We start from the raw sequence: 24,480 nt of genomic DNA on the forward strand, positions 1-24,480 counted from the left end.
ACAACAATGAACATCAAATCCGCTGCTGCTGGTGCCGCCCTCGCAATGGCTGCCGCTACTATGTTTGCGGGTGTTGTCACTCAGGCCCAGGCCGCTGACACCGCCGTCCACTGCTACGGCATCAACGCGTGCAAAGGCCAGAACGACTGCAAAACCAAGGACCACGCGTGCAAAGGCCAGGGCTCCTGCAAAGGCCAGGGCTTTAAAGTCCAGGCCAGTGCCGATGCCTGCACCAAGGCGGGCGGCAAAGTCGGCGAGTAACCGGCAAACAAGTGCACCCGCAGCGGTTGCCCCCACCGCTGCGGTCACTTTCCCAGGAGTGTCTTATGCCTACCTCCCTTCCGAGCCTCGGTTACGGCCTGGGTCTACGCAGTGAGTATTACCAGCAGATCCTTGAACAATCGCCGGCCGTGGATTGGTTCGAAGTGATCTCCGAAAATTATCTGGTCCAGGGCGGTAAAGCCTTGTACTACCTGGACGCGATAGCCGAGCGTTATCCCCTGGTGATGCACGGCGTGTCCCTGTCCATCGGCGGGCCCCATGCCCTCGATATCGATTACCTGAAACAAATCAAACAGCTCGCCGAGCGTATCCAGCCAGCGTGGGTTTCCGATCATCTGTGCTGGAGCCGCGGCAGCGCCCACCAGTTGCACGACCTGCTGCCGCTGCCTTACACCGAAGAAAGCCTCTACCACGTGGCTGCCCGCGTGCGCCAAGTGCAGGACGTATTGCAACGCCCGCTGGTGTTGGAAAACGTCTCCAGCTATGTGCGCTCGAAGGCCGATGAATTCACCGAGTGGGAATTCCTCAACGCCCTGGCGCACCTGTCGGGCTGCCAGTTGTTGCTCGACGTCAACAATGTGTATGTCAGCTCGCGCAATCATGGTTTTGACGCCTGGACGTTTATCCGCAACCTGCCACCGGAGAGCATCCGCCAACTGCATCTGGCGGGCCATATGGACTATGGCGACTATGTGGTCGACACCCATGACCATCCCGTGTGTGACCCGGTGTGGGCGCTCTATCAACAGACACTGGAGCACCTGGGACCCGTGTCGACGCTACTGGAGCGGGACGACCATTTCCCACCTTTCGAAGCGCTGCTCACCGAACTGAGCAAGGCGCGCGAACTGGGTGCCATGGCGTTGGCAAGGAGATCGTTATGCGCCTGACCGATTGGCAGTTGGCCTTCGAGCAGCATCTGTTATCCGAAACGCCAGTGGCCAACAGTGGTTTCGCCGCCACCCTGCTGGGTGGGCCGACACTGGACGTGGACACGGGCCTGGCGATTTACCACAACGCTTACCTCTCGCGGTTGCAGGAGGTATTGCGGCATGACTTCAGTGCCATCTTCTATTGGCTGGGTGATGATGAATTTGCGTCGCTGACCGAGGCCTATGTGCGCCGCTATCCATCGGCGCACTACAGCCTGCGTTGGCTGGGCGAGCGTTTCCCGGCGTTCATCCTTGAGCACTTGGTGGCGGAGCAAAGCGCGCCGCTGGCGGAGCTGGCGCGGTTGGAATGGACGTTTACCCTGGCGTTTGATGCGCCGCAGGGCGAACCGCTGACCCTGGACGACATGGCACACCTGGCGCCTGAAGACTGGCCGGGTTTGCAGGTGACGCTGGCGCCCTCCGTGCAGCAGATACTCTGCCGCTTCAATACGGTGGCAATCTGGCGGGCCAGCAAGGATGAGTCGGACTTCCCCCACAGCCAGGCGCTGGACCCGGCGCAAATCTGCCTGGTGTGGCGGCACCAGAATGTGTGCCATTACCGCAGCCTGGAGCCTGCAGAAATGTGCGCCCTGGCAGGCATGGTGACTACCGGCTGGTGTTTTTCAGAACTGTGCGCCGAACTTGCAGTCACTTATGCAGAGGGTGCACCACTGCAAGCCGTCACGTGGCTGAAACAGTGGATCCAGGACGGTTTGCTCGAGCGCCGAGCCCCATAGAAGACCGCTATCAAATCGATAGCCTCCTACTTTGTCTTCGGATGGTCTACCCTCACACCAGACGTCTGAAACAAGGGGGGACCACTCATGCTCGCGCAACTTCCACCGGCCTTACAGAATCTTCAGCTACCGCTGCGTCTTCGACTCTGGGACGGCCATGAATTCAACTTGGGCCCCGAGCCCAGTGTGACCATCGTGGTGAAGGACCCCACGGTTGTCTCCAAGCTGACCCATCCCACGCTCGACTCTCTGGGCGAAGCCTTCGTCGAGGGCAAATTGGAGCTGGAAGGCTCCATCTCCGAGGTCATCCGGGTATGTGACGAATTGAGTCACGCCCTGATCGAAGACGACGAGGGGCGTCGTCCGGTGCGCTCGATCCACGACAAGGCCACTGACGCAGCGGCCATTTCCTACCATTACGACCTGTCCAACGAGTTCTACCAGCTGTGGCTGGACCAGGACATGGCGTACTCCTGTGGCTATTTCGAAACCGGCAGCGAATCCATCGACCAGGCTCAACAGGACAAATTTCGCCACCTGTGCCGCAAACTGCGGCTGCAGCCAGGCGAGTATTTGCTCGATGTCGGCTGTGGTTGGGGCGGGCTGGCGCGGTTTGCGGCGCGGGAGTTCGGGGTGAAAGTGTTTGGTATCACCTTGAGCAAGGAGCAATTGGCCCTGGCCCGGGAACGGGTGAAAGCCGAAGGCCTGGAAGGCCAGGTGGACCTGCAACTGCTCGATTACCGTGACCTGCCGCAGGACGGCCGTTTCGACAAGGTGGTGAGCGTGGGCATGTTTGAACACGTCGGCCACGCCAACCTGGCTGAGTACTGCAAGACCCTGTTTGGTGCCGTGCGCGAAGGCGGCCTGGTGATGAACCACGGCATTACCGCCAAGCACACCGATGGCCGACCTGTGGGCCGTGGCGCCGGAGATTTTATCGAGCGTTACGTGTTCCCCAACGGCGAGCTGCCGCACCTGGCGATGATGACCGCCGAGATCAGTGAAGTCGGGCTGGAAGTGGTCGACGTCGAAAGCCTGCGCCTGCACTACGCGCGCACCTTGGACCATTGGAGCGAACGCCTGGAAGACAACCTGGAAGCGGCGGCGAAGATGGTGCCGGAGCAAGCGTTGCGCATTTGGCGGCTGTACCTGGCCGGTTGCGCGTATGCGTTTGCGCGGGGCTGGATCAACCTGCATCAGATCCTGGCGGTGAAACCCCATGCCGATGGCAGCCATGAACTGCCGTGGACACGGGAAGATATCTACCGCTGATTATTGAAAACGCAGAAGACCTGACTGTAGGAGCTGGCTTGCCAGCGATGGCGGTGTATCAGTACCGGATCAGTCGGCTGACACGACGCTATCGCTGGCAAGCCAGCTCCTACACTGGGTATCGGATGTGTTAAAGAATCGGTGAAATAAGCCGCGCGACCCGCATGCCCAGTTGTTGAAGGCGGCGGGTTTCGCGGCTTTCTTCCTGGCTGACTTCATGGGCCAGGGCGAAGTCGTCCAGCAGCATGTGTTCGACTTGTTGGGCGAAGGCTTCGTCGACGGTCAGCAGCATCACTTCGAAATTCAGCCGGAACGAACGGTTGTCCATGTTCGCGCTGCCAATGGCGCTGATCTCGCTGTCCACCAACACCACCTTTTGATGCAGAAACCCTGGCGTATAGCGGAACACGCGCACGCCGGCACGTACTGCTTCGATCGCGTAAAGGCTGGAGGCGGCGTAGACGATGCGGTGATCGGGCCGCGAGGGCAGCAGCAGGCGCACGTCTACGCCACGCAAGACCGCCAGGCGCAGTGCGGCAAACACGGCTTCGTCGGGGATGAAATACGGGCTGGTGATCCACACGCGTTCGGTCGCCGCGTGGATGGCTTCGACGAAGAACAGCGAGCAGGTTTCGTACGGGTCGGCCGGCCCGCTGGCGAGCAATTGGCAGAGCACGCCGTCCTCGGGGTAGGCGTCTGGCAGGATCAGCGGCGGCAACTCGCGCGCGGCCCAGAACCAGTCTTCGGCAAACGACTCCTGCAAGCACGCCACCACGGGGCCGGTGACCTGCACGTGGGTATCGCGCCATGGTGCCAGCGGTGGTTTTTTGCCCAGGTATTCATCACCGACGTTGTGCCCGCCGACAAACCCGGTGATGCCGTCCACCACGACGATCTTGCGGTGGTTGCGGAAGTTGACCTGGAAGCGATTGAGCCAGCCGCTGCGGGTGGCGAAGGCTTTGACTTTCACCCCGGCGTCGCGCAGCGATTGCACATACCGGTGGGGCAGCGCGTGGCTGCCGATGCGGTCGTAGAGCACGTGGATGTCCACGCCCTCGGCGGCTTTTTCCTTCAACAGAGCGTGCAGCTGGCGGCCGAGCTCGTCGTCATGAATGATGAAAAACTGGAAAAGCACCGCTGTCCTGGCGCTGCGGATCGCTTCGAAGATCGCGCTGAAGGTGGCCTCGCCATTGATCAACAAGCGCACTTCATTGTTGGCCAGGCACGGCATGCGGCCCAGCTTGGGCATGGCGCGCAGCGAGGCGTAGGCGCTGGAGTTGCGCGCGGCCAGGGCTTCTTCGACCCAAGGGCGCCAGTTCAGCTCGGTGATGGCGGTGTGCATTTCCTGGTTGGCCTGGCGACGCGCCTGGATATACGCATCGAAGGTGCTGCGGCCGAAGATCAGGTAGGGGATCAGCGTGAGGTAGGGCATGAACATCAGCGACAAGGCCCAGGCGATCGAGCCTTGGGCAGTCCTGACGGTCAGCACCGCGTGGATCGCAGCGAGGGTCCCGAGAAAATGCAGCGTGGCGATGAAGTAGGCGAGCAGGTGCGGGCCAAAAAAATCCATGGACGACGGTACTCCAGGCAATCCAGTGCCTAACAGACCATGTTCGGTCACGAATGTCGCTATTTTATTTGCCGTGCAACACTGGCCGCTTTGCGGCGTCTAACGCCAACAATTGTCCAGGAGTTACCCGATGAATGCTCGTCTGCTTGGTTTAGCCATGGTTATTGGTTTGTCGCTGCCGGTGGCAGCGCAGGCGCAGATGCTGGCGCCGGGCTTGTGGGAATTGACCACCAGCAATATGAAAGTCGATAACCAGGACCTGCCGGACCTGTCGCTGATCCTCGGTCAACTCAAGCAACAGATGACCCCTGAACAGCGCGCCATGCTCGAAAAACAAGGCATCACCATGGCGGGCAAAGGCGTGCAGGTGTGCCTGACACCGGCGCAGGTCGCCTCCGATTCGATCCCCCTGACCGACCCGCAATCGGGCTGCAAACAGGAAGTGACCGACAAGACCGGCAACCAGTGGAAATTCCGTTTCAGTTGTCCGAAAGCCCAGGGCACCGGCGTCGCCACTTTCCAGAGCCAGAAAGAATTCACCACCACCGTCAACGGCACCTTCAATGCCACCGGCATTCAGCAGAAGGGCAGCCTCGACAGCCATGCCCAGTGGCTGGGTAACGATTGCGGCACGGTCAAGCCGCGCGCCTGACGCCACACCCTGTGGAGCGAGCTTGCTCGCGCCTACAGGTGTTGTGTTGGGTCAGCGCTCAAAGTGCAGGGGCAAGCCCTGGCAACTGTCGACCACCTGGCCGTTGTGCCAAGCCAGGTGGCCGGAGACCAGCGTGGTGCTGACGCGGTGGCGAAAGCTGCGCTCGGCGAAGGGCGTCCAGCCGCAGCGGGCCAGGACCGGCTGGCTACTGACCGGCATGCCCGCAGGCTCCGGTTTGATCAACACCAGGTCGGCCCAATAACCCTCGCGTAGATAACCCCGATCCGGGATGGCGAACAGGTCGGCCACGCGGTGACTGGTTTTCGCCACCAGGGTGGTCAGCGGCAGCAGCCCATCGGCCACCAGTTCCAACAACGCCGGCAGCGCGTGCTGCACCAGGGGCAAACCCGACGGCGCTTCACGATAGCCCAACTGCTTTTGCGCCCAGCTATGCGGCGCATGGTCAGTGCCAATCACATCCAGACGATCACTCAACAAGGCCAGGCGCAGTGCGTCACGGTCGGTACGGGTCTTGATCGCCGGGTTGCATTTGATCTGGTGGCCCAGGCGGTGATAGTCGCGGTCATCGAACAACAGGTGGTGCACGCAGACTTCAGCGGTGATGCGTTTTTCCGCCAGTGGCTTGTCCTCGAACAGGCTCAATTCGCGAGCGCTGGTCAGGTGCAGCACATGCAGGCGCGTGCCAAAGCGCTGGGCCAATGTCACGGCGAACGACGACGAGCGATAACACGCCTCGGCATCCCGGATCAGCGGGTGGGCCACGGGTGGAATCTTGTCGCCGAAGCGCTCGCGCAGGCGCTGTTCGTTGGCCAGGATGCTCGGCGTGTGTTCGCAGTGGGCCAGCAGAATGGTGGGCACTTCGGCAAACAGCCGCTCCAGGATCTGTGGGTCATCCACCAACATGTTGCCGGTGGAGGCGCCCATGAACACTTTGACCCCGGCCACTTCGCGCGGATCGAGGGCGGCGACGGTGTCGAGGTTGTCGTTGCTCACGCCGAAGTGGAAGGCATAGTTGGCCACCGAGTGCAGGGCGGCGCGGCGCTTTTTGTCGGCCAGGGCTTCCAGGGTCAGGGTGGCGGGGCTGGTGTTGGGCATGTCCATGAAGCTGGTGATGCCGCCAGCCACCGCTGCACGGGATTCGCTGTAGAAGCTGCCTTTGTCCGGTGCGCCAGGTTCGCGAAAGTGCACCTGGTCATCGATCATGCCCGGCAGCAGCCACTGGCCTTGGGCGTCGATGGCCATTGGCGCGTTGCAGTCCTCGATGCTGCTGGCGATCTTCTCGATCCGGCCGTTGGCGACCAGCACATCAGCGTCGAATTCCTGGCCTTCGTTCACCAGGCGGGCATTGCGAATCAGCAGGCGGCTCATGGTTCAGAACTCGTTTTGCAAGGCTTTGTAGCCACGCACCAGATCGACGTTGGTACGCGCCACGTCTTCGGAAAACTCCGAGGCGCTCACACTCACTGGCGGGAATTGCGACAGGTCGGTGTTGGGCCCGATGCGGGTGGTGGAGGGCACATAGAAGGCAGCAGGCAAGTCGCGACCGTCGACCACCGAGTTGTGGCGCACCACACAGCCGTGGCCCACGGCGCAATTGAACAGCACGCTGTTGAAGCCGATGAACACGCGGTCGCCAACCGTGCAGGGGCCGTGCACGATGGAGCGGTGCGCAATCGAGGTGAATTCGCCGATAGTCACCGCCGCACCAGACTTGGAGTGGATGACCACGCCGTCCTGGATATTGGAGTTGGCGCCGATGGTGATCGGGTCCATGGCGCCGCTGGCGTCGACTTCGTCGGCACGGATCACCGCGTAGGGGCCGACGAAGACGTTCTCGCCGATGATGACCTTGCCGCAGATGATTGCGGTCTTGTCGACGTAGGCCGATTCGGCAATCACTGGCAGATCGCCGGAAGGGTTCTTGCGGATCATGCGCAGGGCTCCGTGAGGATGTGAACGTAGTCGCCATCGATAGCGTTGTAGAAACAGGTGGGCCGCCCGGTGTGGCACGCCGGGCCTTGCTGGTCGACGATCAGCAGCACCGCGTCGCCATCACAATCGAGCCGCGCCTCCACTAACTGCTGCCAGTTGCCCGAGGTTTCGCCCTTGCGCCACAAGTGCTGGCGCGAGCGCGACCAGTAGCAGACTTGCCCGGTGGCCAGGGTTTCCTTGAGGGCCTGGCGGTTCATCCAGGCCAGCATCAGCACCTCGCCGCTGCCGTGTTGCTGGGCGATGGCGGCGATCAGTCCATCGCTGTTCCATGGCAATGCGTCGAGGACGTGTTCGAGTGGAAAGCGGCTGCCGACGGCAGCCCCTTCCAGGTCGAGCATGCTCAAGGTCATGGCTTGGATTTTTCAGGTGAGCTTAGGGCCGCGCACAGGGTGTTGAGGTTGTATTCGAACAGCCCGGCAAACGTGCTGGCCGGGCCTTCTGCGGCGAGAGCGTCGGAGTACAGCGTGCCGCCGATCTGAGCACCGCTTTCGTCAGCGATCTGCTGGAGCAGGCGCGAATCCTTGATGTTTTCCATGAACACCGCTTTGACTTTGTCTTTGCGGATCTGGGTGATCAGTGCGGCGACTTCGGCGGCGGACGGCTCACGTTCGGTGGACAAGCCTTGTGGCGCGAGGAACTGAATGCCATAGGCCTGGCCCAGGTAGCCAAAGGCGTCATGGGACGTGACGATGCGGCGATTGCCCGCTGGCAGTGCGCCGAATTTGGTCTTGGCTTCGGCGAGCAGACGGTAGATTTCTTTCAGGTAGGCCTGACTGTTGCGCAGGTAGTCAGCCTTGTTGGCCGGGTCCGCGGCCACCAGCGCCTTGGTGATGTTGTTCACGTAGATTTCGGCGTTGGCCAGGTTATGCCAGGCGTGCGGGTCGGGGATGGTTTCGCCGTCCTCTTCCATGGTGTGGGAGATCACGCCTTTGCTGGCGGTAACCACCGTGGCCTTGGTTTCGGTGCTGGTCACCAGTCGGTCCAGCCACGGCTCGAACCCCAGGCCGTTCTTGATGATCACCTTGGCCTTGAGCAGCGCCTTGGCGTCGTCGGGTGTTGGCTCGTAGGTATGGGCGTCGGCGTCGGGGCCGACCATGTTGCTGATCTGGATGTGATCGCCACCGATCTGGTGAGTGATGTCATCGAGAATACTGAAGCTGGTTACCACTTGGAGTTTGTCTGCGGCCTGAGCCGTCGATAACGACAGGACTAGACTGAACAGCACGAGTAGAGCGCGCATCGGGAAACACCTCATTGGGATGACAGCAAGGGCGGGCGGCGCAGCAAGCCGTGCACCGGACCGAAGACCACGGACAGCAGATACCCGGCGCCTGCCACCAGCACGATGGCCGGGCCGCTGGGCAGCGAGTAGTAGAACGACAGCAACAAACCCAGCCATACCGACAGGCATCCCAGCACTGCCGATACCGCGATCAACACCGGCAGGCGCCGGCTCCAGAAACGTGAAGCAATGGCCGGCAACATCATCAACCCCACCACCATCAACGCGCCGATCGCCTGGAAACCGATCACCAGGTTCAGCACCACCAGGGTCAGGAACAAACCGTGGGCCAAGGGGCCGAGACGGCTGACGGTCTGCAGGAACAGGGGGTCGAGGGTGTCCAGCAGCAGCGGTTTGTAGATCGCGGCCATGGCGATCAGGCTGAAGCCGGAGACCCAGAGCATGCCGGTGAGGGTGGTTTCGTCCACGGCCAGGGCGGAGCCGAACAGCAGGTGGAGCAGGTCCAGGCGTTTGCCGGCGAGGCCAAGGATCAGCACGCCGGCGGCGAGGGAGATGGGGTAGATGGCCGCGAGGCTGGCATCTTCGCGTAGGCCGGTACGGCGGGTGATCCACGCGGACAGGCCGGCCATGCTCAGGCCGGCGCCGAGGCCGCCGATGGTCAGGGCGGGCAGGCTGAGGCCGGCGAACCAGAAGCCAAGCGCAGCGCCGGGCAGGATGCCGTGGGCCACGGCGTCACCGATCAGGCTCATGCGGCGCAGGATCAGGAACACTCCCAGCGGCGCAGTGCTGCAGGCCAGTACCAGCCCGCCGATCAATGCACGGCGCATGAACACGAAGTCGAGGAAGGGCATCCACAGGTGGGAAGCGAAGTGCATCAGGCCACCTGCATCTGAGGTTGCGGGCGGATCAGTTCTTTACTGGGCCCGAAGACGCAGCCGGTGCTTTTGATCTGCACCACTTGCTGGGTGTGATGGCGCACGGACGCGAGGTCATGGCAGACGACGATCAGCGTGCGGCCCTGGTCGTGCCAGGCATGGATGTGTTTCCAGCACAGCGCCTGGCCTTCTTCATCGAGGGCGGCGTGGGGTTCGTCGAGCAAGAGCACCGGCGCTTCGGCCAGGCTCATGCGGGCGAGCAGGGCGCGTTGCAACTCGCCACCGGACAAGGCCATCAACGGGCGGCGCTCCAGGCCGCTGAGGCACCAGTCCTCCAAAACCGCTTCAAGGCGCTGGCTGCGTTGCTGCGGGGAGAGTTGGGTGCCCCAGAAACCGGCGGCGACCAGTTCCTGCAGGCTGATCGGGAACTGGCGGTCCAAGTGCTGCTGCTGAGGCAGGAACGACAGGCCGCCACGGCGTGGAACATCCACCGTGACTTTGCCAGCCAGCGGCTTTTGCAGGCCGGCGATGACTTTGAGCAGGCTGCTTTTGCCGGTGCCGTTGGCGCCGATGATGCCGGTAAGGCTGCCTTTTTCCAGGGTGAGGTCTATGGCTGGCGTCAGCGGTTGACCCGGGGCGCCCCAACGCAAAGCGGTGCAGGTGATCATGCAGGGTTTCTCGTCCAGCGGCTTTCAGCCACGGCATCGTGCGCGTGCAGGCTTTCGGCGTGGATCACTTTCAGGTGGAAGGCTTTGACGGCATCCGAGCGTTTCAAGGCGAGGTTCAGGCGGCGGGCGGCGTCTTCGCAGAACATCAGGTTCTGCCCATTGGCCAGGGCGAAGGCTTGTTCGTCCGCGCGTTTTACAGCGGTTTGTACGGCGGTGCCGAGGGCGGCTTCGACGTCATCTATCAGGTCAGTGATGGGCAGGCGGGGTTGTTCGCCGTCCAATGCGATCAGCAGTTGTGCGCTGCTGCGCTGGCTGTGGGGCGTGGCGACGATGCCGTTGGTGCTGCCAAGCCAGGTCAATACGTCTTCATGTTGCAACGGTGTATTGGCGAAGTCTTCGAGAAATTGCTGTTGAATCAATTGCCTGGCGAGTGCAGCCGAGCAAGGGCACGTCGAGGAATAAGTAACGTCAATTTTTAGTTCCACGTGGAACATCTGGTTTTCCAGACGCGCTTCGATGCTCACCGGATAGCCTTTCCAACCGGCCAGCGGACTGACCAGCGCCGGGCGTTTGAGCAGCAAATCGGTGTGGATACGCAGGTAGGCGTTATTAGATAAACCTTCATGACTGTCGAGAAAACGCTGCAGTACATTACGCAGAAGTGCAGGCGTCAGCGGTTGCTGGTCGAGCATCTCCAGCGCCAGGTACAGGCGTGACATATGAATGCCACGGGCAGTGCCATCGTCCAGGCTCACCCCGGCATCGGCGGTGGCGGTGAGGCGCTGGCCGCCGATGAGAATCGGCAGGGCGATGCCGCACATGCCTACCCAGTCGAGTGGCAAGGCTTGGCGTGAAGCCTGCGCGGCGATATCCGGCAGAGTCAGCGCATTCATGAGCAGGTCCGTCGTTGGAAATAAAAAGACATGTTATATTATAACTATTAAATCGACGATGATTTTTCTGCTCCAGCCTTTTTTCAGTCATGTCGAGTAGGGACGCTCCTTCATTTGCGGTATTTGTCATGCACAGACGTCAGCTCCTTAACCTGCTTCTGGCCAGTCCTCTTTTCACACTGCCGTTTGCAGCCCACGCCACACAGATACGCAACGCCCGTCTGTGGCGCTCGGACGACAAGCTGCGGCTGGTGTTCGACCTCAGCGGCCCGGTGCAATACAAGACCTTCACCTTGAGCGCGCCGGAACGCCTGATCATCGACCTGAGTGGCGCCGGGCTCAGTGGTGATTTCTCTCAACTGGCGCTGACGAACAGCGGCATCACGGCGATCCGCTCCGGGCATTTCGGCAAAGGCGACACGCGCATCGTGCTCGACCTGGCCGCGCCGATGCAGCTCAACAGCTTTGTATTGCCGCCCCAGGATGGCCAGGGTCATCGCCTGGTGCTGGACCTGACCAGCGCCACCCAGGCGCCTCGCCAAATCGCCGCCGAGCCTGCGCCGCTCGTGGATAAGGCGCACCCCAAGCGCGACATCATTGTGGTGGTCGATCCTGGCCACGGCGGCAAGGACCCTGGTGCGGTCGGCTCCAAGGGCCAGCGCGAAAAAGACGTGGTGCTGTCCATCGCTCAACTGTTGGCCAAACGCTTGAAGCGCGAGAAGGGCTTTGACGTAAAATTGGTGCGCAACGACGACTTCTTCGTGCCGCTGCGCAAGCGCGTGGAGATTGCCCACAAGCACAACGCCGATATGTTTATCTCGGTGCATGCGGATGCGGCACCACGGATCACTGCGTCGGGTGCTTCGGTGTATGCCTTGTCCGAAGGCGGCGCGACTTCAGCCACCGCACGCTTCATGGCGCAGCGGGAAAACGGCGCCGATCTGCTCGGCGCCACCAGCCTGCTCAATCTGAAGGACAAGGACCCGATGCTGGCAGGGGTCATTCTGGATATGTCGATGAACGCCACCATCGCCTCCAGCCTGCAACTGGGCAACTCGATCCTGGGCAGCCTGGAAGGCATCACCAGCCTGCACCAGAAGCGCGTGGAGCAAGCGGGATTCGCGGTGCTCAAGTCACCGGACGTGCCGTCGATCCTGGTGGAAACCGGGTTTATCTCCAATGCGCGTGACAGTGCGCGCCTGGTTACCGCGCGGCATCAACAGGCGGTTGCCGATGGTTTGTTCGAAGGCCTGAAAAAATACTTCCAGAAGAACCCGCCGATGAACAGCTATATGGCGTGGGTGCAGGAACAGAAGAACAGTCAGGTCTAACAACCCGTTATACGGCTGCAGGTGAATTTGGCGCTGGCGCCACCCGAACTGGAAAACCGGTTGAGGGTGGTCCAGCCCACACGCCGCGTGTAGCCGACCCACGCCTCACCGTCCGACGCCAACCCGGTAAAGAACGTCAGTTGCCCGTAGCGGCTGTTGGTCTGTGCCCAATAGCGTTTGCCGATCACCTCGTACCCGCGCAAATACGTGGTGCTGCCGACCGTCGCCACACTGTAGGCATTGCCCAGGGGATCGACGCAGGCCAGCAGATTGGCGCTGCGCGTGCAGTTGGCCAGCAGGTTGGGTACCTGTGCGCAGGCCGTTCCGGCCGTTGCCAATAACAGGGCGCACACCAGGTATTTCATCGGATTTCTCGTGGCGGGGAAGTGTTCAAGCATTGCGCCCTTCGTCGAGGTGAGCAAGAGGGGATTGGCTTATTTGTATTGTTATACTATAACATTAAAACACAGCCTGACCCGTGAACCGCTCCCCATGACCGAACAAGACCTGCTGGCCCAGCCGCCTGCCGACTACATGAATGAAGCCCAGCAAGGGTTCTTCCGTGAGTTGCTGCTGACCCAGCGCAATGAGCTGCAAGCACGTATCGACGCCGAGTTCCTGGCGTTGCGTGAACAGGAAACCAACAGCGACCCGGCCGATGTGGGCAGCGCCGAAGAACAGCGCCAATGGCAACTGCGCCTGCTCGAGCGGGAAAAGAAGCTGTTGGACAAGATCGACGACGCCCTGGAATTGCTGGCCCGTGGTGAATACGGCTGGTGCCGCGAAACCGGTGAGCCCATCGGCCTGCACCGCCTGCTGCTACGTCCCACCGCCACCCTGTGTATCGAAGCCAAAGAACGTGAAGAGCTGCGCGAACGCCATAAACGGGCGATTTGACCGGCCAACCCTGATGAGGAATACCTGATGCCCAATCGTCTCCCCGTTACCGTGTTGTCCGGCTTTCTCGGCGCCGGTAAAAGCACGCTGCTCAACTACGTCCTGCGCAACCGCGACAACCTGCGGGTGGCGGTGATCGTCAACGACATGAGCGAAATCAACATCGACGGCAGCGAAGTCCAGCGTGACGTCACCCTCAACCGCGCCGAAGAAAAACTGGTGGAGATGAGCAACGGCTGCATCTGCTGCACCTTGCGTGAAGACTTGCTGGAAGAAGTCGGAAAACTCGCCAAGGAAGGTCGGTTCGATTACCTGCTGATCGAGTCCACCGGTATCTCCGAGCCTTTGCCGGTGGCCGAGACCTTCACCTTTCGTGATGAAAACGAGCAAAGCCTGGCCGACATCGCACGCCTGGACACCATGGTCACGGTGGTCGACGGCATGAACTTCCTGCTCGACTACCAGGCCGCCGAAAGCCTGGCCTCACGGGGTGAAACCCTCGGTGAAGAAGACGAGCGCTCCATCACCGACCTGCTGATCGAGCAGATCGAATTCGCCGATGTGATCCTTATCAGCAAGATCGACCTGATCAGCAGCCGCGAACGCGAAGAGTTGATGGCGATCCTCGAGCGCCTGAATGCCCAGGCGGAAATCATCCCGATGGTCATGGGCGAAGTACCGCTGAACAAGATCCTCAACACCGGCCGCTTCGACTTTGAACGCGCAGCTCAAGCGCCGGGCTGGCTGCAGGAGTTGCGCGGTGAACATGTACCGGAAACCGAAGAGTACGGCATCGCGTCCACCGCTTACCGTGCGCGCCGTCCCTTTCATCCGCAGCGCTTTTTCGACTTTATCGACCGCCCGTGGGTCAACGGCAAACTGCTGCGCTCCAAAGGCTTCTTCTGGCTGGCCAGCAAGCATCAGGATGCGGGCAGTTGGTCACAGGCCGGCGGCCTGATGCGCCATGGTTTTGCTGGTCGCTGGTGGCGCTTCGTGCCCAAAAACCAGTGGCCCCAGGATGAAGAAAACATTGCGGCGATCATGGGCAATTGGCAACTGAGCACCGGTGACTGTCGCCAGGAACTGGTGTTTATCGGGCAGAACATCGACTTCAACCAGCTGCGCGCCGAGTTGGACGCTTGCTTGCTCAACGATGAAGAAATGGCCCTGGGCGTCGACGGTTGGCGCCTGCTGGCCGATCCCTTTGGCCCCTGGTATGAGGAGGCAGCCGCCTGATGCTGGCCCCGGTTATTCCCCTGCGCCCCGTGATTCGCCAGACTTATGGTGAAACTCCGCTGGCGCTGTCCGACATCCTTGAAGATGGCGTCAACCTGGCGGTGTGGCAGCGCCAGTTGCCCCTGCATATCGCCGAGTTCGGCGCCTTGCTGGTGGCGCTCAACGAGCCATTGGCCGAAGCCATGGTGATTGAGCTCAACGACGAAGACGCCGTGCCCAACTTGCAAGGGCTGGCGTCCAGTTGCCGCGATCTTGAAGGCTACGAAGGCTTTATCGCCGATGTGTCTTGGCTGGTCAGTGCGTTCGCCTGTTTGCTGGGCGCCAAGCGCATCGGCGTGCGCCTGCGCGTGTTGGATAAAGCCATGTGTCCGCGTTTTCACGTCGACCATGTGCCGGTGCGGCTGATCACCACCTATGCCGGGATCGGCAGCCAGTGGTTGCGTGAAGGTGTGATGGACCGTCGCAAGCTGAGCCAGCCGGATGCCGAACCCACCGAGCGTGTCGAACAGATCCACTGCGGCGAAGTCGCCCTGCTCAAGGGCACCAAATGGCATGGCAATGAAGGTCACGGCCTGATTCACCGTTCGCCGGCACTCAAGGCTGACGAGCGTCGCTTGATCCTGACACTGGATTGGCTCGCATAACCGCGTAGGATCAAACGCTCTACACGGTCCGAACGATGCCCCTCATGCTGCAGAACATTCCCACCCACGTGATTGCCGGGCCCTTGGGGGCCGGCAAGACCAGCCTCATCAAGCACCTGCTCGCCCAGCGCCCGGCCAACGAGCGCTGGGCCGTGCTGATCAACGAGTTCGGGCAGATCGGCCTGGACGCTGCCTTGCTCACTCAGGATGACGACGGCATTGCCCTGGGCGAAGTCGCTGGCGGCTGCCTGTGCTGTGTGAATGGCGCACCGTTCCAGGTAGGACTGGGTCGTTTGTTGCGCAAAGCCAAGCCCGACCGGCTGTTTATCGAACCGTCGGGCCTGGGCCATCCGGCGCAATTGCTCAAGCAGTTGCGCGAGGCGCCTTGGCAGAACGTGCTGGCGGTTCAGCCCTGTGTGCTGGTGCTGGATGCCCAGGCGCTGGCGGCGGGCAAACCTTTGCCGGCAGCGCAGCAGGAAGCCCTGGCGAGTGCCGGGCTGCTGGTATTGAACAAGGATGAAGCACTGGACGCTGCGCAGCGCCAGGCGATTGAACAGCAGTTGCCTGACTGCCCTCTGTACTGGACGCGCCAGGCTCAATTGCCTCTGGAGCAGTTGCCAGGCCTGAATGCGCAGGCGGCAGCGGCTGTGGATAACTTCGACGTGCCCAGGGGGGTGGCGCAGATGCCGGCGATCTGGAGCGATCCCGCGCAACCGATCTGCTTGAGCCAGGCCCAAGAGGGCGGCTGGAGCGTTGGCTGGCGCTGGCACCCAAGCCAGCAATTCGATGCGCAACGCCTGAATCGTTGGCTGGCAAGCCTTGAGTGGCGCCGCGCCAAGCTGGTTATCCACAGCGCCGAAGGTTGGGTTTGCGCCAATGCTGTGGACAACAGCGCGCTCGCTTGGCAGCCCAGCGAATGGCGGCGTGACTCGCGTATCGAATTGATTTTCGGCGAACCGCAGGACGTGGCTGCGTTGCAGGCCGCCCTGGCAGCCTGTCGTTACTGACGGTTCTTGGTGCCGTGGTCCTGGCGCCACTGGCTCAGCTCGATCACTTCGGCACTGGGCAGCGGGGTCTTGATCTCGAACGGGTAGGGTGCCAGTTCGATCTGCGCGCTGTGAGCGCCGAACTGGGTGATCACGCCGGCGTGGCGGGTTTCGCCCGTCACCGTGAATTCAAAGTTGTAGATGCGTGCCAGGCGTCGCCGACCGTTGGCATCCTTTACAAAACCGATGCGCTTGAGCGCCACCGCACCGTCCAGCAACTCGATGTCGAGTTTGGCGCAATGCTGCTTGACCCGTTCCAGCGCGCGCTCGCGCAGGCCGTGGTTGTGCCACACCCAGGCGGCACCAGTCGCCAGCAGCATCAACACGAAGATGTTTCCCAGGGTGAGCATGCAATGAACTCCAACAAAGTGAGAGCAGCTTAACTGTGTCGCCGGTCTGTCGTACAGGCTGCGTTTAGTCGCATACTGCGTGGCCAGAATTTCAACGGCTTTACGGAAATCTCCTGCATGAAACGCACACCTCATCTGCTTGCGATCCAGTCTCATGTGGTCTTTGGCCACGCCGGAAACAGCGCCGCCGTGTTCCCCATGCAGCGGGTCGGGGTGAATGTCTGGCCGCTGAACACGGTGCAGTTCTCCAACCACACCCAGTATGGTCAGTGGGCGGGCGAAGTGTTGGCGTCGCAGCAGATTCCGGCGCTGGTGGAAGGTATCGCCGCGATCGGTGAACTGGGCAATTGTGACGCGGTGTTGTCCGGTTACCTGGGCAGTGCGGATCAGGGCCGGGCGATCCTGACGGGTGTGGCGCGCATCAAGGCCATCAATCCCAAGGCCCTGTACCTGTGCGACCCGGTGATGGGCCACCCGGAAAAGGGCTGCATCGTGCCTCAGGAAGTCAGCGACTTCCTGCTGGACGAAGCCGCGGCCATGGCCGACTTCCTGTGCCCCAACCAGCTTGAGCTGGACAGCTTTGCCGGGCGCAAGCCGCAGTCGTTGTTCGATTGCCTGGCCATGGCCAAGGCGTTGCTGGCACGCGGGCCGAAAGCCGTATTGGTCAAACATCTGGATTACCCCGGCAAGCTGCCGGACGGTTTCGAGATGCTGCTGGTGACCGCCGAAGGCAGCTGGCACCTGCGCCGACCATTGTTGGCATTCCCGCGTCAGCCAGTGGGCGTCGGCGACCTGACCTCGGGACTGTTCCTGGCGCGGGTGCTGTTGGGCGACAGCCTGTTGGCGGCGTTTGAGTTCACTGCCGCAGCGGTGCATGAAGTGCTGCTGGAAACCCAGGCTTGCGCCAGTTATGAACTGGAGTTGGTGCGTGCTCAGGACCGTATCGCCCATCCCCGCGTGCGGTTTGAAGCCACCCCTATAGATCTATAAGTACACAAAACTCCATGTGGGAGCGGGCTTGCTCGCGAATGCGGTGCACCAGACCCTGATGAGCCGGCTGACACACTGCCTTCGCGAGCAAGCCCGCTCCCACAGTTTGATTGGGTTTACAGTTTGAGATTTACGGCGCTTCAGCCTTTGATTTCCTGGTAGCGCTTTTCCAGCTCCTGGCGGATCTGCCGACGTTGCTGGGCCTGCACGAACCGGCGCTTGTCTTCGCTGTTGTGCGGTTGCAGCGGCGGTACGGCGGCTGGTTTGCGCTGGTCGTCCACCGCCACCATGGTGAAGAAGCAGCTGTTGGTATGGCGCACCGAGCGCTCGCGGATGTTCTCGGTCACCACCTTGATGCCCACCTCCATCGAGGTATTGCCGGTGTAGTTGACCGACGCAAGGAACGTCACCAGTTCGCCGACATGGATGGGCTCGCGGAAGATCACCTGGTCCACCGACAGCGTCACGACATAGCGGCCGGCATAACGGCTCGCGCAGGCGTAGGCCACTTCGTCGAGGTACTTGAGCAGGGTGCCGCCGTGGACATTGCCTGAGAAGTTGGCCATATCAGGGGTCATCAATACCGTCATCGACAGCTGGGCGTTTCCGGGTTCCATAGCACACTCACGGGTTGTAGGCATTGGTTGGGGGGCACCTCTGCGGGTGCTGGAATCTTTGCAGCGCCATCCATAACGGGACGCCGGCAGGCGGCTTGCCGTCACGCGTGCACCGATCTGTTTCCATATATTGCACCGGCTTTCTGCCGGAAGTCGCGGTGTTAACCTTCAAAAGCCCATCTCAGGGCATTTCTTACGATCAAGGCAGACTTTTCCCTCCGCACTTTGCGACAGTTCAAGGGCGCGGGCGGAAGTGGGAAAAGCGCCAGTACCCTCAAGGAGCCCCTCGCCATGCACGCCATCAGCTTTATCCAGGACCTGGCCGTGATCATGTTGGTGGCAGGGGTTGTCACCATCCTGTTTCACCGCCTCAAGCAGCCGGTGGTGCTGGGCTACATCGTCGCCGGGTTCATCATCGGCCCCCACACCCCGCCGTTCGGCCTGATCCACGACGAAGACACCATCAAGACGCTCGCCGAGCTGGGCGTGATCTTCCTGATGTTCTGCCTGGGCCTGGAGTTCAGCCTGCGCAAACTGTTCAAGGTTGGCGCCACGGCGTTTATCGCGGCCTTCCTGGAAATCATCCTGATGATCTGGATCGGCTACGAGATTGGCCGCTGGTTCGACTGGAACACCATGGACTCGCTGTTCCTCGGCGCGATCCTGGCGATCTCCTCGACCACCATCATCGTCAAGGCGCTCAATGACCTGAAGATGAAGAACCAGCGCTTCGCCCAGCTGATTTTTGGCGTGTTGATCGTGGAAGACATCCTCGGTATCGGCATCATCGCGTTGCTGTCGAGCATTGCGGTCAGCGGCACGGTCAGCTCCGGCGAAGTCTTCTCCACGGTCGGCAAGCTCTCGCTGTTCATGATTGTCGCGTTGGTCATCGGCATTTTGCTGGTGCCGCGTTTGCTGGCCTACGTGGCCAAGTTCGAAAGCAACGAGATGCTGCTGATCACCGTGCTGGGCCTGTGCTTCGGCTTCTGCCTGCTGGTGGTCAAGCTGGAATACAGCATGGTGCTGGGTGCCTTCCTGATCGGCGCGATCATGGCCGAATCCCGTCAGTTGATTAAGATCGAACGCCTGATCGAGCCGGTTCGCGACATGTTCAGCGCCATCTTCTTTGTGGCGATTGGCTTGATGATCGACCCGCAGATCCTGCTGCAATATGCCTGGCCGATTGCGGTGATCACCGTAGCGGTGGTGCTGGGCAAGATGTTGTCCTGCGGCCTGGGCGCGTTTATCGCCGGCAATGATGGCCGTACCTCACTGCGTGTGGGCATGGGGCTGTCACAAATTGGTGAGTTTTCCTTCATCATCGCGGCGCTGGGGATGACGTTGCAGGTGACGAGTGATTTCCTCTATCCCGTCGCGGTGGCGGTTTCGGCGATTACCACACTGCTCACGCCGTACCTGATCCGTGGCGCCGACCCGCTGTCATTGAAGATCGCGGCGGTCATGCCCAAGCGTTTGAGCCGGGTGTTCGGCCTGTATGGTGAATGGCTGCGCAGCATTCAGCCCCAGGGTGAGGGGGCCATGCTGGCGTCGATGATCCGCAAGATCATCCTGCAAGTCGGGGTCAACTTGGCGCTGGTGGTGGCGATCTTCTTTGCCGGCAGCTTTTTCGCGGCGCGCATTGGTGGGTATCTGGAAGGCTGGATCAGCGATCCAAGCTGGCAGAAGGCGCTGATCTGGGGCGGGGCGTTGCTGTTGTCGCTGCCATTCCTGATCGCGGCGTACCGCAAGCTCAAGGCGCTGTCGATGTTGCTGGCGGAGATGAGCGTGAAGCCGGAAATGGCCGGGCGGCATACCCAGCGCGTGCGGCGGGTGATCGCGGAACTGATCCCGATCCTCTCGCTGCTGGTGATTTTCCTGCTATTGGCAGCCTTGTCGGCCAGTATCCTGCCGACCAACAAGTTGCTGGTGCTGATCGCCGTGGTGACGGCGGCGGTGGCGGCGGTGCTCTGGCGGTGGTTCATCCGCGTGCATACACGGATGCAGGTCGCCTTGCTGGAGACCCTGGATAACCACAAGGATACGCCCGAACACTGAGTGAGCGGGCCACTTAGCTTTTTGTGGTGAGCGAGCTTGCTCGCGCTGGGCTGCGTAGCAGCCCCAGTCCAGGCGACGCGTTCTTTCAGGTTTTGCGAGGGGAGGCATGGGGCCGCTACGCAGCCCAGCGCGGGGCAAGCCCGCTCACCACGCTAAGCCCGATCACCACAGCAAGCCGGTCACCATGGGTGCAGGGCTCAGCTTTCCAGCCAGACATCCCGCGCCCAGTGCCACACCGATTCCCAGGTTTCTTCGGTAACGATTTCTTCTTCGCCAGACCACAGCACCACGGTGCCGTCTTCTTCGACGCAGTAGTAATCGTCGCCATCCTGGCAGATCGGGATCAGGCTGCGATCAACACCGGCGTCCCAGGCGTTGGCGGCCACGTCCGGCAGGTAGGTGTGGGACTGCGGGTCGGTGACGGTCACCGGCTCCAGGCTGCCGTACACCACGTCACTGACGGTCAGCAGGAATTCACGGAAGACAAACGGGATGTCGATGAACAATTGTTCCTCGATCTCCACCAGTAAATCTTCGTCAGGCAGCTCCAGAGGAACCGGGACCGGTTCGTTGGCTTCACGCAATTGTTCGATGATTTCTTCCACGGCCGGGATCCTCGTGCTAGATGGCGCGGTTTATAGGGGCGTTTTATACAGTAGCTCGCTATAAGTGCAACCGTGAAATAGAAAACCCCGGACAGGTCCGGGGTTTTTTGTATCTGCTTGCCAGGCGTGCAGGGATCAGCCGTTCTGGCGGATACCGGCGACCAGCCAAGGCTGGTTGTCACCTTGGGCACGTTCCATGTTCCAGCTTTCGCTGAACACTTCGCCCTGGTCGAAACGCGAGGTCTTCGACACACCGCTGAAGGTCAGGGTGGCGATGGTCTTGTCGGCGCGATCATCCACACCTTCCAGCTGTACGCGCAGGTCGTCGATGTAGGTCGACTGGAAGCCGTCGCCCAGGTCGGCGCGTTCGCGCTTGAGGAACTCCAGCAGTTGCGGGGTCACGAACTCGGAGATCTTGTCCATTTCGTTGGCGTCCCAGTGTTGCTGCAGGGACTGGAAGTGGCTGCGGGCCGCTTCGACGAAACGCTCTTCGTTGAACCAGGCCGGTGCGTTGATCACCGGGCGGGCTGCAGCAGGGGCTGGCGAACCACCGAAGATCGAACCCATGGCGGGTTTCTGCTCGAACACTTCACGCTGCATCGGCGCGCCGGCTGGAGCCAGGTGCTCCTGCTGCTTGCGGCGACGGGCGGCGATAAAACGGAAGACCAGGAAGGCGATGACCGCCATGATCAGGATGTCGAAGATCTGCATGCCCTGGAAGCCGCCGCCCATGAACATGGAAGCGAGCAGGCCACCGGCGGCGATACCGGCCAGCGGGCCCAACCAGCGCGAAGCACCGCCAGCCTTGGCAGCGGCGCCTGCAGCACCGGCTGCGCCTGCGGTAGCCGCAGCACCGCCGGCACCGGCGGATGGAGCCATTTGGCTGGTCTGGTGAGTCGGTGCCGAGCCCATGCTTTTGCCGCCACCAAAGCGCTTGGCGTTGGCGTCGAGGCTCATCGTCAGGCCGATGCACAACGCCATGGCGATGCTAAGAAAACGTTTCATAAAGGGAATTCCCATTTGTGGATTGCACGCGCGCCATGTTGCACAGGTGTAGTGACAGTGGCTAGCGGCATAATGTTTCGGGCTTTTGCGTAAGACCTATTCCGAAGGGTCTGTAGGACTAATTACAGATATTGGCCCGAGCGGATGAAAAACAAGGGATGGGCCAACCATCTTCATGTCCACACGCCCTCTGTAGGAGCGAGCTTGCTCGCGAAAAACGCTCAGGCAACGCGTTCATCCAGAATGCCCGCATTATCGTTGACGATCTTCGCGAGCAAGCTCGCTCCTACAAAGGGAAGGTCTCAGATGGCTTCGAGCTTCGCGTAGCCCATCATCAGCCACTTGCTGCCTTCGGTGAAGTTCACCTGCACCCGTGCCTGGGCGCCGGCACCTTCGAAGTTGAGGATCACGCCTTCGCCGAACACCGAATGCCTGACCTGCTGGCCAAGGCTGAACTGCGTTTCCGGAATCTCGGAACCGGCAAACATGCTGCTGGAGTTCTGCTGCTGGCCCCCGCCGAACGGGCGGCTGACGCTATTGGACAGGCGCACTTCCTGGATCAGCCCCTTCGGCACTTCACGTACGAAGCGCGACACCTTGTTGTAGGTCTCGCTGCCGTAGAGGCGTCGGGTTTCGGCGTAGGTCATCACCAGGTTCTGCATCGCCCGGGTGATGCCCACATAGGCCAGGCGGCGCTCTTCCTCAAGTCGGCCGGGCTCTTCCAGGCTCATCTTGTGGGGGAACAGGCCTTCTTCCATGCCCACCAGGAACACGTACAGGAATTCCAGGCCCTTGGCGCTGTGCAAAGTCATCAGCTGGATGCTGTCTTCATGTTCATCGGCCTGGGTATCGCCGGCTTCCAGCGAGGCGTGGCCGAGGAACGCGGCGAGCGGGGTCAGCTCTTCGTCTTCGTCGGTGTTTTCGAACGCACGGGCGGCGCTGACCAGTTCCTCAAGGTTTTCTACCCGGGCCTGGCCTTTCTCGCCTTTTTCCGCTTCGTGGTAGGCGATCAACCCTGACTGTTCGATCACGGTCTGGGTCATCAGGTGCAGGGGCATTTCCGCGCACTTGGCGGCGAGGTTCTCGATCAGCTCGACAAACACGCCCAACGCCCCGGCAGCACGACCGGTCAGGCCTTTATTGGCGATCAGCAAGCGCATGGCTTCCCACATCGACACATCGGCATGGCGCGCGTGGTCGCGAATGGCTTCGACGGTTTTTTCGCCGATGCCGCGGGCCGGGATGTTGATCACCCGCTCCAGCGCCGCATCGTTGCCACGGCCTTCCAGCAGGCGCAGGTAAGCCATGGCGTTCTTGATTTCGGCACGCTCGAAGAAGCGCTGGCCACCATAGATGCGGTAAGGGATACGTTCGCGCAGCAAGGCTTCTTCCAATACCCGCGATTGGGCGTTGGAGCGGTACAGGATGGCGATGTCGCTGCGTGCCAGGCCGGTTTTCAGCGCGCTCTCGATGGTTTCCACCACGTAGCGCGCCTCATCATGCTCGTTGAACGCGGCGTACAGGTTGATCGCTTCGCCTTCGCCGCCGTCGGTCCACAGCTCTTTGCCAAGACGCCCGGTGTTGTTGGCGATCAAGGCGTTGGCTGCCTTGAGGATCCCGGCGGTGGAGCGGTAGTTCTGCTCCAGGCGGATGGTGACCGCGTCCGGGAAGTCTTCGGAATACTGGTAGATGTTCTCGATTTTCGCGCCACGCCAGCCGTAGATCGACTGGTCGTCGTCGCCCACCACCATCAGGCTGTCGCCACCTTTGGCCAGCAGGCGCAACCAGGCGTACTGCACGGCGTTGGTGTCCTGGAACTCGTCCACCAGGATATGCCGGAAGCGCTTCTGGTAATGGGCCAGCAAGCCTGGGTTGTCACGCCACAGGTCGAGGGCGCGCAGCAGCAGCTCGGAGAAGTCGATGACCCCGGCGCGCACGCAGGCCGCCTCGTAGGCTTCATAAATGCTGCGCATGGTGGCCAGGAACAAATCACCGCTGGCCTGGATATGTTGTGGACGCAGGCCTTCGTCTTTCTGGCCGTTGATGAACCATTGTGCCTGGCGCGCCGGCCAGCGCTGTTCGTCCAGGCCCAACTCGCGGATCACCCGCTTGACCAGGCGTTGCTGGTCGTCGCTGTCGAGAATCTGGAAGGTCTGGCTCAGGCCCGCTTCCTGCCAGTGCGCTCGCAACAGGCGGTGTGCCAGGCCGTGGAAGGTGCCCACCCACATGCCGGCCGGGCTGATGCCCATCAGTTGCTCGATGCGGTGGCGCATCTCGGCAGCGGCCTTATTGGTGAAGGTCACCGACAGGATCGAATGGGGGGACGCGTTCTCGACCTGGATCAACCAGGCGATACGGTGCACCAGCACTCGGGTTTTACCGGAGCCAGCACCGGCCAGGACCAACTGACGGCCAACGGGGGCGGCTACGGCCTGGCGTTGGGCATCGTTGAGGGAGTTCAGCAAAAGAGAGAGATCATCGCGCATCGGCGCATTCTATGGCCCCCGGGAGAGTGGGGCAAATACCAATGCCGGGTGGTCGACGGAAAACCGCCAGGGTGATGACCG

The 24,480-nt window shown here is 61.4% G+C and carries 26 protein-coding genes; 12 read left to right on the forward strand and 14 right to left on the reverse strand.

Going from position 1 to position 24,480, the window contains the following annotated elements:
- Nucleotides 1-6 precede the first annotated feature (6 nt).
- The 4 genes from BM70_RS0101880 (at nucleotide 7) to cfaB (ending at nucleotide 3,223) form a co-directional block, all read left to right on the forward strand.
- On the forward strand, nucleotides 7-261 hold the full coding sequence (locus BM70_RS0101880) for a membrane protein (RefSeq protein WP_025854418.1): 255 nt from the start codon (nucleotides 7-9) through the stop codon (nucleotides 259-261).
- 65 nt (nucleotides 262-326) lie between these two features.
- A complete protein-coding gene (locus BM70_RS0101885; protein WP_025854419.1) occupies nucleotides 327-1,172 on the forward strand; it encodes a DUF692 domain-containing protein in 846 nt (281 codons plus the stop codon).
- Entirely contained in the window at nucleotides 1,163-1,951 is a 789-nt protein-coding gene (locus BM70_RS0101890; RefSeq protein WP_025854420.1) for a DNA-binding domain-containing protein, read from the forward strand. The genes BM70_RS0101885 and BM70_RS0101890 overlap by 10 nt, the downstream gene beginning before the upstream one ends.
- Nucleotides 1,952-2,038: 87 nt before the next feature.
- The gene (gene cfaB / locus BM70_RS0101895; protein WP_025854421.1) at nucleotides 2,039-3,223 is read left to right on the forward strand and encodes a C17 cyclopropane fatty acid synthase CfaB; all 1,185 of its coding nucleotides are present in this window, start codon (nucleotides 2,039-2,041) and stop codon (nucleotides 3,221-3,223) included.
- 130 nt (nucleotides 3,224-3,353) lie between these two features.
- Here the strand turns inward: cfaB and cls are convergent, their stop codons facing one another.
- The gene (gene cls, locus BM70_RS0101900) at nucleotides 3,354-4,793 is read right to left on the reverse strand and encodes a cardiolipin synthase (protein WP_025854422.1); all 1,440 of its coding nucleotides are present in this window, start codon (nucleotides 4,791-4,793) and stop codon (nucleotides 3,354-3,356) included.
- A 130-nt stretch (nucleotides 4,794-4,923) separates the two neighbouring features.
- Between cls and BM70_RS0101905 the strand changes: the two genes are divergently transcribed.
- A complete protein-coding gene (locus BM70_RS0101905) occupies nucleotides 4,924-5,445 on the forward strand; it encodes a DUF3617 domain-containing protein (RefSeq protein ID WP_015886622.1) in 522 nt (173 codons plus the stop codon).
- A 51-nt stretch (nucleotides 5,446-5,496) separates the two neighbouring features.
- Here the strand turns inward: BM70_RS0101905 and BM70_RS0101910 are convergent, their stop codons facing one another.
- From BM70_RS0101910 to folE2, 7 genes are read right to left on the reverse strand one after another with little or no spacing between them, the layout of a single operon-like run.
- Nucleotides 5,497-6,834, reverse strand: coding sequence for a dihydroorotase (locus tag BM70_RS0101910; RefSeq protein ID WP_025854423.1), 1,338 nt, complete (start codon nucleotides 6,832-6,834; stop codon nucleotides 5,497-5,499).
- A gap of 3 nt (nucleotides 6,835-6,837) precedes the next feature.
- Nucleotides 6,838-7,398, reverse strand: a complete 561-nt coding sequence (locus BM70_RS0101915; RefSeq protein WP_025854424.1) for a DapH/DapD/GlmU-related protein — start codon at nucleotides 7,396-7,398, stop codon at nucleotides 6,838-6,840.
- Nucleotides 7,395-7,808, reverse strand: coding sequence for a phosphoribosyl-AMP cyclohydrolase (gene hisI, locus BM70_RS0101920; protein WP_025854425.1), 414 nt, complete (start codon nucleotides 7,806-7,808; stop codon nucleotides 7,395-7,397). Before hisI ends, BM70_RS0101915 begins: the two co-directional genes overlap by 4 nt.
- Nucleotides 7,805-8,698: a metal ABC transporter substrate-binding protein gene (locus BM70_RS0101925; protein WP_025854426.1), complete on the reverse strand. Its 894-nt coding sequence runs from the start codon at nucleotides 8,696-8,698 to the stop codon at nucleotides 7,805-7,807. Before BM70_RS0101925 ends, hisI begins: the two co-directional genes overlap by 4 nt.
- Before the next feature lie 11 nt (nucleotides 8,699-8,709).
- A complete protein-coding gene (locus BM70_RS0101930) occupies nucleotides 8,710-9,576 on the reverse strand; it encodes a metal ABC transporter permease (RefSeq protein WP_025854427.1) in 867 nt (288 codons plus the stop codon).
- Nucleotides 9,576-10,244: a metal ABC transporter ATP-binding protein gene (locus BM70_RS0101935; RefSeq protein WP_025854428.1), complete on the reverse strand. Its 669-nt coding sequence runs from the start codon at nucleotides 10,242-10,244 to the stop codon at nucleotides 9,576-9,578. Before BM70_RS0101935 ends, BM70_RS0101930 begins: the two co-directional genes overlap by 1 nt.
- Nucleotides 10,241-11,137: a GTP cyclohydrolase FolE2 gene (folE2, locus tag BM70_RS0101940; RefSeq protein WP_025854429.1), complete on the reverse strand. Its 897-nt coding sequence runs from the start codon at nucleotides 11,135-11,137 to the stop codon at nucleotides 10,241-10,243. The genes BM70_RS0101935 and folE2 overlap by 4 nt, the downstream gene beginning before the upstream one ends.
- Before the next feature lie 128 nt (nucleotides 11,138-11,265).
- On the opposite strand from folE2, the gene BM70_RS0101945 reads away from it, so the two are divergent.
- Nucleotides 11,266-12,468: an N-acetylmuramoyl-L-alanine amidase gene (locus BM70_RS0101945; RefSeq protein ID WP_025854430.1), complete on the forward strand. Its 1,203-nt coding sequence runs from the start codon at nucleotides 11,266-11,268 to the stop codon at nucleotides 12,466-12,468.
- Here BM70_RS0101945 and BM70_RS0101950 read toward each other — a convergent pair.
- Nucleotides 12,465-12,833, reverse strand: coding sequence for a hypothetical protein (locus BM70_RS0101950; RefSeq protein WP_025854431.1), 369 nt, complete (start codon nucleotides 12,831-12,833; stop codon nucleotides 12,465-12,467). The two genes, BM70_RS0101945 and BM70_RS0101950, sit on opposite strands and share 4 nt — an antisense overlap.
- A 127-nt stretch (nucleotides 12,834-12,960) precedes the next feature.
- Here BM70_RS0101950 and dksA point away from each other — a divergent pair, with 127 nt between their 5' ends.
- The 4 genes from dksA to BM70_RS0101970 are packed head-to-tail and all read left to right on the forward strand — an operon-like array spanning nucleotide 12,961 to nucleotide 16,252.
- The gene (gene dksA / locus BM70_RS0101955; RefSeq protein ID WP_025854432.1) at nucleotides 12,961-13,365 is read left to right on the forward strand and encodes an RNA polymerase-binding protein DksA; all 405 of its coding nucleotides are present in this window, start codon (nucleotides 12,961-12,963) and stop codon (nucleotides 13,363-13,365) included.
- A gap of 27 nt (nucleotides 13,366-13,392) precedes the next feature.
- The gene (gene zigA / locus BM70_RS0101960; protein ID WP_025854433.1) at nucleotides 13,393-14,601 is read left to right on the forward strand and encodes a zinc metallochaperone GTPase ZigA; all 1,209 of its coding nucleotides are present in this window, start codon (nucleotides 13,393-13,395) and stop codon (nucleotides 14,599-14,601) included.
- On the forward strand, nucleotides 14,601-15,245 hold the full coding sequence (locus tag BM70_RS0101965; protein WP_025854434.1) for a DUF1826 domain-containing protein: 645 nt from the start codon (nucleotides 14,601-14,603) through the stop codon (nucleotides 15,243-15,245). Before zigA ends, BM70_RS0101965 begins: the two co-directional genes overlap by 1 nt.
- A 44-nt stretch (nucleotides 15,246-15,289) precedes the next feature.
- Nucleotides 15,290-16,252, forward strand: a complete 963-nt coding sequence (locus BM70_RS0101970) for a GTP-binding protein (RefSeq protein ID WP_025854435.1) — start codon at nucleotides 15,290-15,292, stop codon at nucleotides 16,250-16,252.
- Here BM70_RS0101970 and BM70_RS0101975 read toward each other — a convergent pair.
- Nucleotides 16,246-16,641 carry a DUF3301 domain-containing protein gene (locus tag BM70_RS0101975; RefSeq protein ID WP_025854436.1) on the reverse strand — a complete coding sequence of 132 codons (396 nt, stop codon included), beginning with the start codon at nucleotides 16,639-16,641 and terminating at the stop codon, nucleotides 16,246-16,248. The genes BM70_RS0101970 and BM70_RS0101975 overlap by 7 nt on opposite strands.
- Nucleotides 16,642-16,758: 117 nt before the next feature.
- On the opposite strand from BM70_RS0101975, the gene pdxY reads away from it, so the two are divergent.
- On the forward strand, nucleotides 16,759-17,631 hold the full coding sequence (gene pdxY / locus BM70_RS0101980) for a pyridoxal kinase PdxY (RefSeq protein WP_025854437.1): 873 nt from the start codon (nucleotides 16,759-16,761) through the stop codon (nucleotides 17,629-17,631).
- Nucleotides 17,632-17,771: 140 nt separating this feature from the next.
- Here pdxY and BM70_RS0101985 read toward each other — a convergent pair whose 3' ends face one another.
- Nucleotides 17,772-18,248 (reverse strand): acyl-CoA thioesterase, encoded by a 477-nt coding sequence (locus BM70_RS0101985; RefSeq protein WP_017739034.1) that lies wholly within the window; start codon nucleotides 18,246-18,248, stop codon nucleotides 17,772-17,774.
- 291 nt (nucleotides 18,249-18,539) lie between these two features.
- On the opposite strand from BM70_RS0101985, the gene BM70_RS0101990 reads away from it, so the two are divergent.
- Entirely contained in the window at nucleotides 18,540-20,303 is a 1,764-nt protein-coding gene (locus BM70_RS0101990) for a cation:proton antiporter (RefSeq protein WP_025854438.1), read from the forward strand.
- Between the two features lie 197 nt (nucleotides 20,304-20,500).
- Here the strand turns inward: BM70_RS0101990 and BM70_RS0101995 are convergent, their stop codons facing one another.
- The 3 genes from BM70_RS0101995 to uvrD form a co-directional block, all read right to left on the reverse strand.
- A complete protein-coding gene (locus BM70_RS0101995; protein WP_010207624.1) occupies nucleotides 20,501-20,908 on the reverse strand; it encodes an SMI1/KNR4 family protein in 408 nt (135 codons plus the stop codon).
- Nucleotides 20,909-21,043: 135 nt separating this feature from the next.
- Nucleotides 21,044-21,913, reverse strand: coding sequence for a Tim44 domain-containing protein (locus BM70_RS0102000; protein WP_025854439.1), 870 nt, complete (start codon nucleotides 21,911-21,913; stop codon nucleotides 21,044-21,046).
- A 302-nt stretch (nucleotides 21,914-22,215) separates the two neighbouring features.
- Complete coding sequence (gene uvrD / locus BM70_RS0102005; protein ID WP_025854440.1) at nucleotides 22,216-24,399, reverse strand: DNA helicase II; 2,184 nt, start codon at nucleotides 24,397-24,399, stop codon at nucleotides 22,216-22,218.
- Between the last annotated feature and the right edge of the window lie 81 nt (nucleotides 24,400-24,480).

The sequence above is a fragment of the Pseudomonas sp. CHM02 genome (assembly GCF_000612585.1).
Taxonomy (GTDB): Bacteria; Pseudomonadota; Gammaproteobacteria; order Pseudomonadales; family Pseudomonadaceae; genus Aquipseudomonas.

Coding starts and splice junctions, on each gene's coding strand:
- BM70_RS0101950 (WP_025854431.1), bottom strand. CDS start 12,833: ATGAAATACCTGGTGTGCGCCCTGTTATTGGCAACGGCCGGAACGGCC.
- pdxY (WP_025854437.1), top strand. CDS start 16,759: ATGAAACGCACACCTCATCTGCTTGCGATCCAGTCTCATGTGGTCTTT.
- dksA (WP_025854432.1), top strand. CDS start 12,961: ATGACCGAACAAGACCTGCTGGCCCAGCCGCCTGCCGACTACATGAAT.
- BM70_RS0101935 (WP_025854428.1), bottom strand. CDS start 10,244: ATGATCACCTGCACCGCTTTGCGTTGGGGCGCCCCGGGTCAACCGCTG.
- BM70_RS0101930 (WP_025854427.1), bottom strand. CDS start 9,576: ATGCACTTCGCTTCCCACCTGTGGATGCCCTTCCTCGACTTCGTGTTC.
- cls (WP_025854422.1), bottom strand. CDS start 4,793: ATGGATTTTTTTGGCCCGCACCTGCTCGCCTACTTCATCGCCACGCTG.
- zigA (WP_025854433.1), top strand. CDS start 13,393: ATGCCCAATCGTCTCCCCGTTACCGTGTTGTCCGGCTTTCTCGGCGCC.
- BM70_RS0101905 (WP_015886622.1), top strand. CDS start 4,924: ATGAATGCTCGTCTGCTTGGTTTAGCCATGGTTATTGGTTTGTCGCTG.
- folE2 (WP_025854429.1), bottom strand. CDS start 11,137: ATGAATGCGCTGACTCTGCCGGATATCGCCGCGCAGGCTTCACGCCAA.
- BM70_RS0101965 (WP_025854434.1), top strand. CDS start 14,601: ATGCTGGCCCCGGTTATTCCCCTGCGCCCCGTGATTCGCCAGACTTAT.
- BM70_RS0101985 (WP_017739034.1), bottom strand. CDS start 18,248: ATGGAACCCGGAAACGCCCAGCTGTCGATGACGGTATTGATGACCCCT.
- BM70_RS0101890 (WP_025854420.1), top strand. CDS start 1,163: ATGCGCCTGACCGATTGGCAGTTGGCCTTCGAGCAGCATCTGTTATCC.
- BM70_RS0101925 (WP_025854426.1), bottom strand. CDS start 8,698: ATGCGCGCTCTACTCGTGCTGTTCAGTCTAGTCCTGTCGTTATCGACG.
- cfaB (WP_025854421.1), top strand. CDS start 2,039: ATGCTCGCGCAACTTCCACCGGCCTTACAGAATCTTCAGCTACCGCTG.
- BM70_RS0101990 (WP_025854438.1), top strand. CDS start 18,540: ATGCACGCCATCAGCTTTATCCAGGACCTGGCCGTGATCATGTTGGTG.
- BM70_RS0102000 (WP_025854439.1), bottom strand. CDS start 21,913: ATGAAACGTTTTCTTAGCATCGCCATGGCGTTGTGCATCGGCCTGACG.
- BM70_RS0101915 (WP_025854424.1), bottom strand. CDS start 7,398: ATGATCCGCAAGAACCCTTCCGGCGATCTGCCAGTGATTGCCGAATCG.
- hisI (WP_025854425.1), bottom strand. CDS start 7,808: ATGACCTTGAGCATGCTCGACCTGGAAGGGGCTGCCGTCGGCAGCCGC.
- BM70_RS0101885 (WP_025854419.1), top strand. CDS start 327: ATGCCTACCTCCCTTCCGAGCCTCGGTTACGGCCTGGGTCTACGCAGT.
- BM70_RS0101910 (WP_025854423.1), bottom strand. CDS start 6,834: ATGAGCCGCCTGCTGATTCGCAATGCCCGCCTGGTGAACGAAGGCCAG.
- BM70_RS0101970 (WP_025854435.1), top strand. CDS start 15,290: ATGCTGCAGAACATTCCCACCCACGTGATTGCCGGGCCCTTGGGGGCC.
- BM70_RS0101975 (WP_025854436.1), bottom strand. CDS start 16,641: ATGCTCACCCTGGGAAACATCTTCGTGTTGATGCTGCTGGCGACTGGT.
- BM70_RS0101945 (WP_025854430.1), top strand. CDS start 11,266: ATGCACAGACGTCAGCTCCTTAACCTGCTTCTGGCCAGTCCTCTTTTC.
- BM70_RS0101880 (WP_025854418.1), top strand. CDS start 7: ATGAACATCAAATCCGCTGCTGCTGGTGCCGCCCTCGCAATGGCTGCC.
- uvrD (WP_025854440.1), bottom strand. CDS start 24,399: ATGCGCGATGATCTCTCTCTTTTGCTGAACTCCCTCAACGATGCCCAA.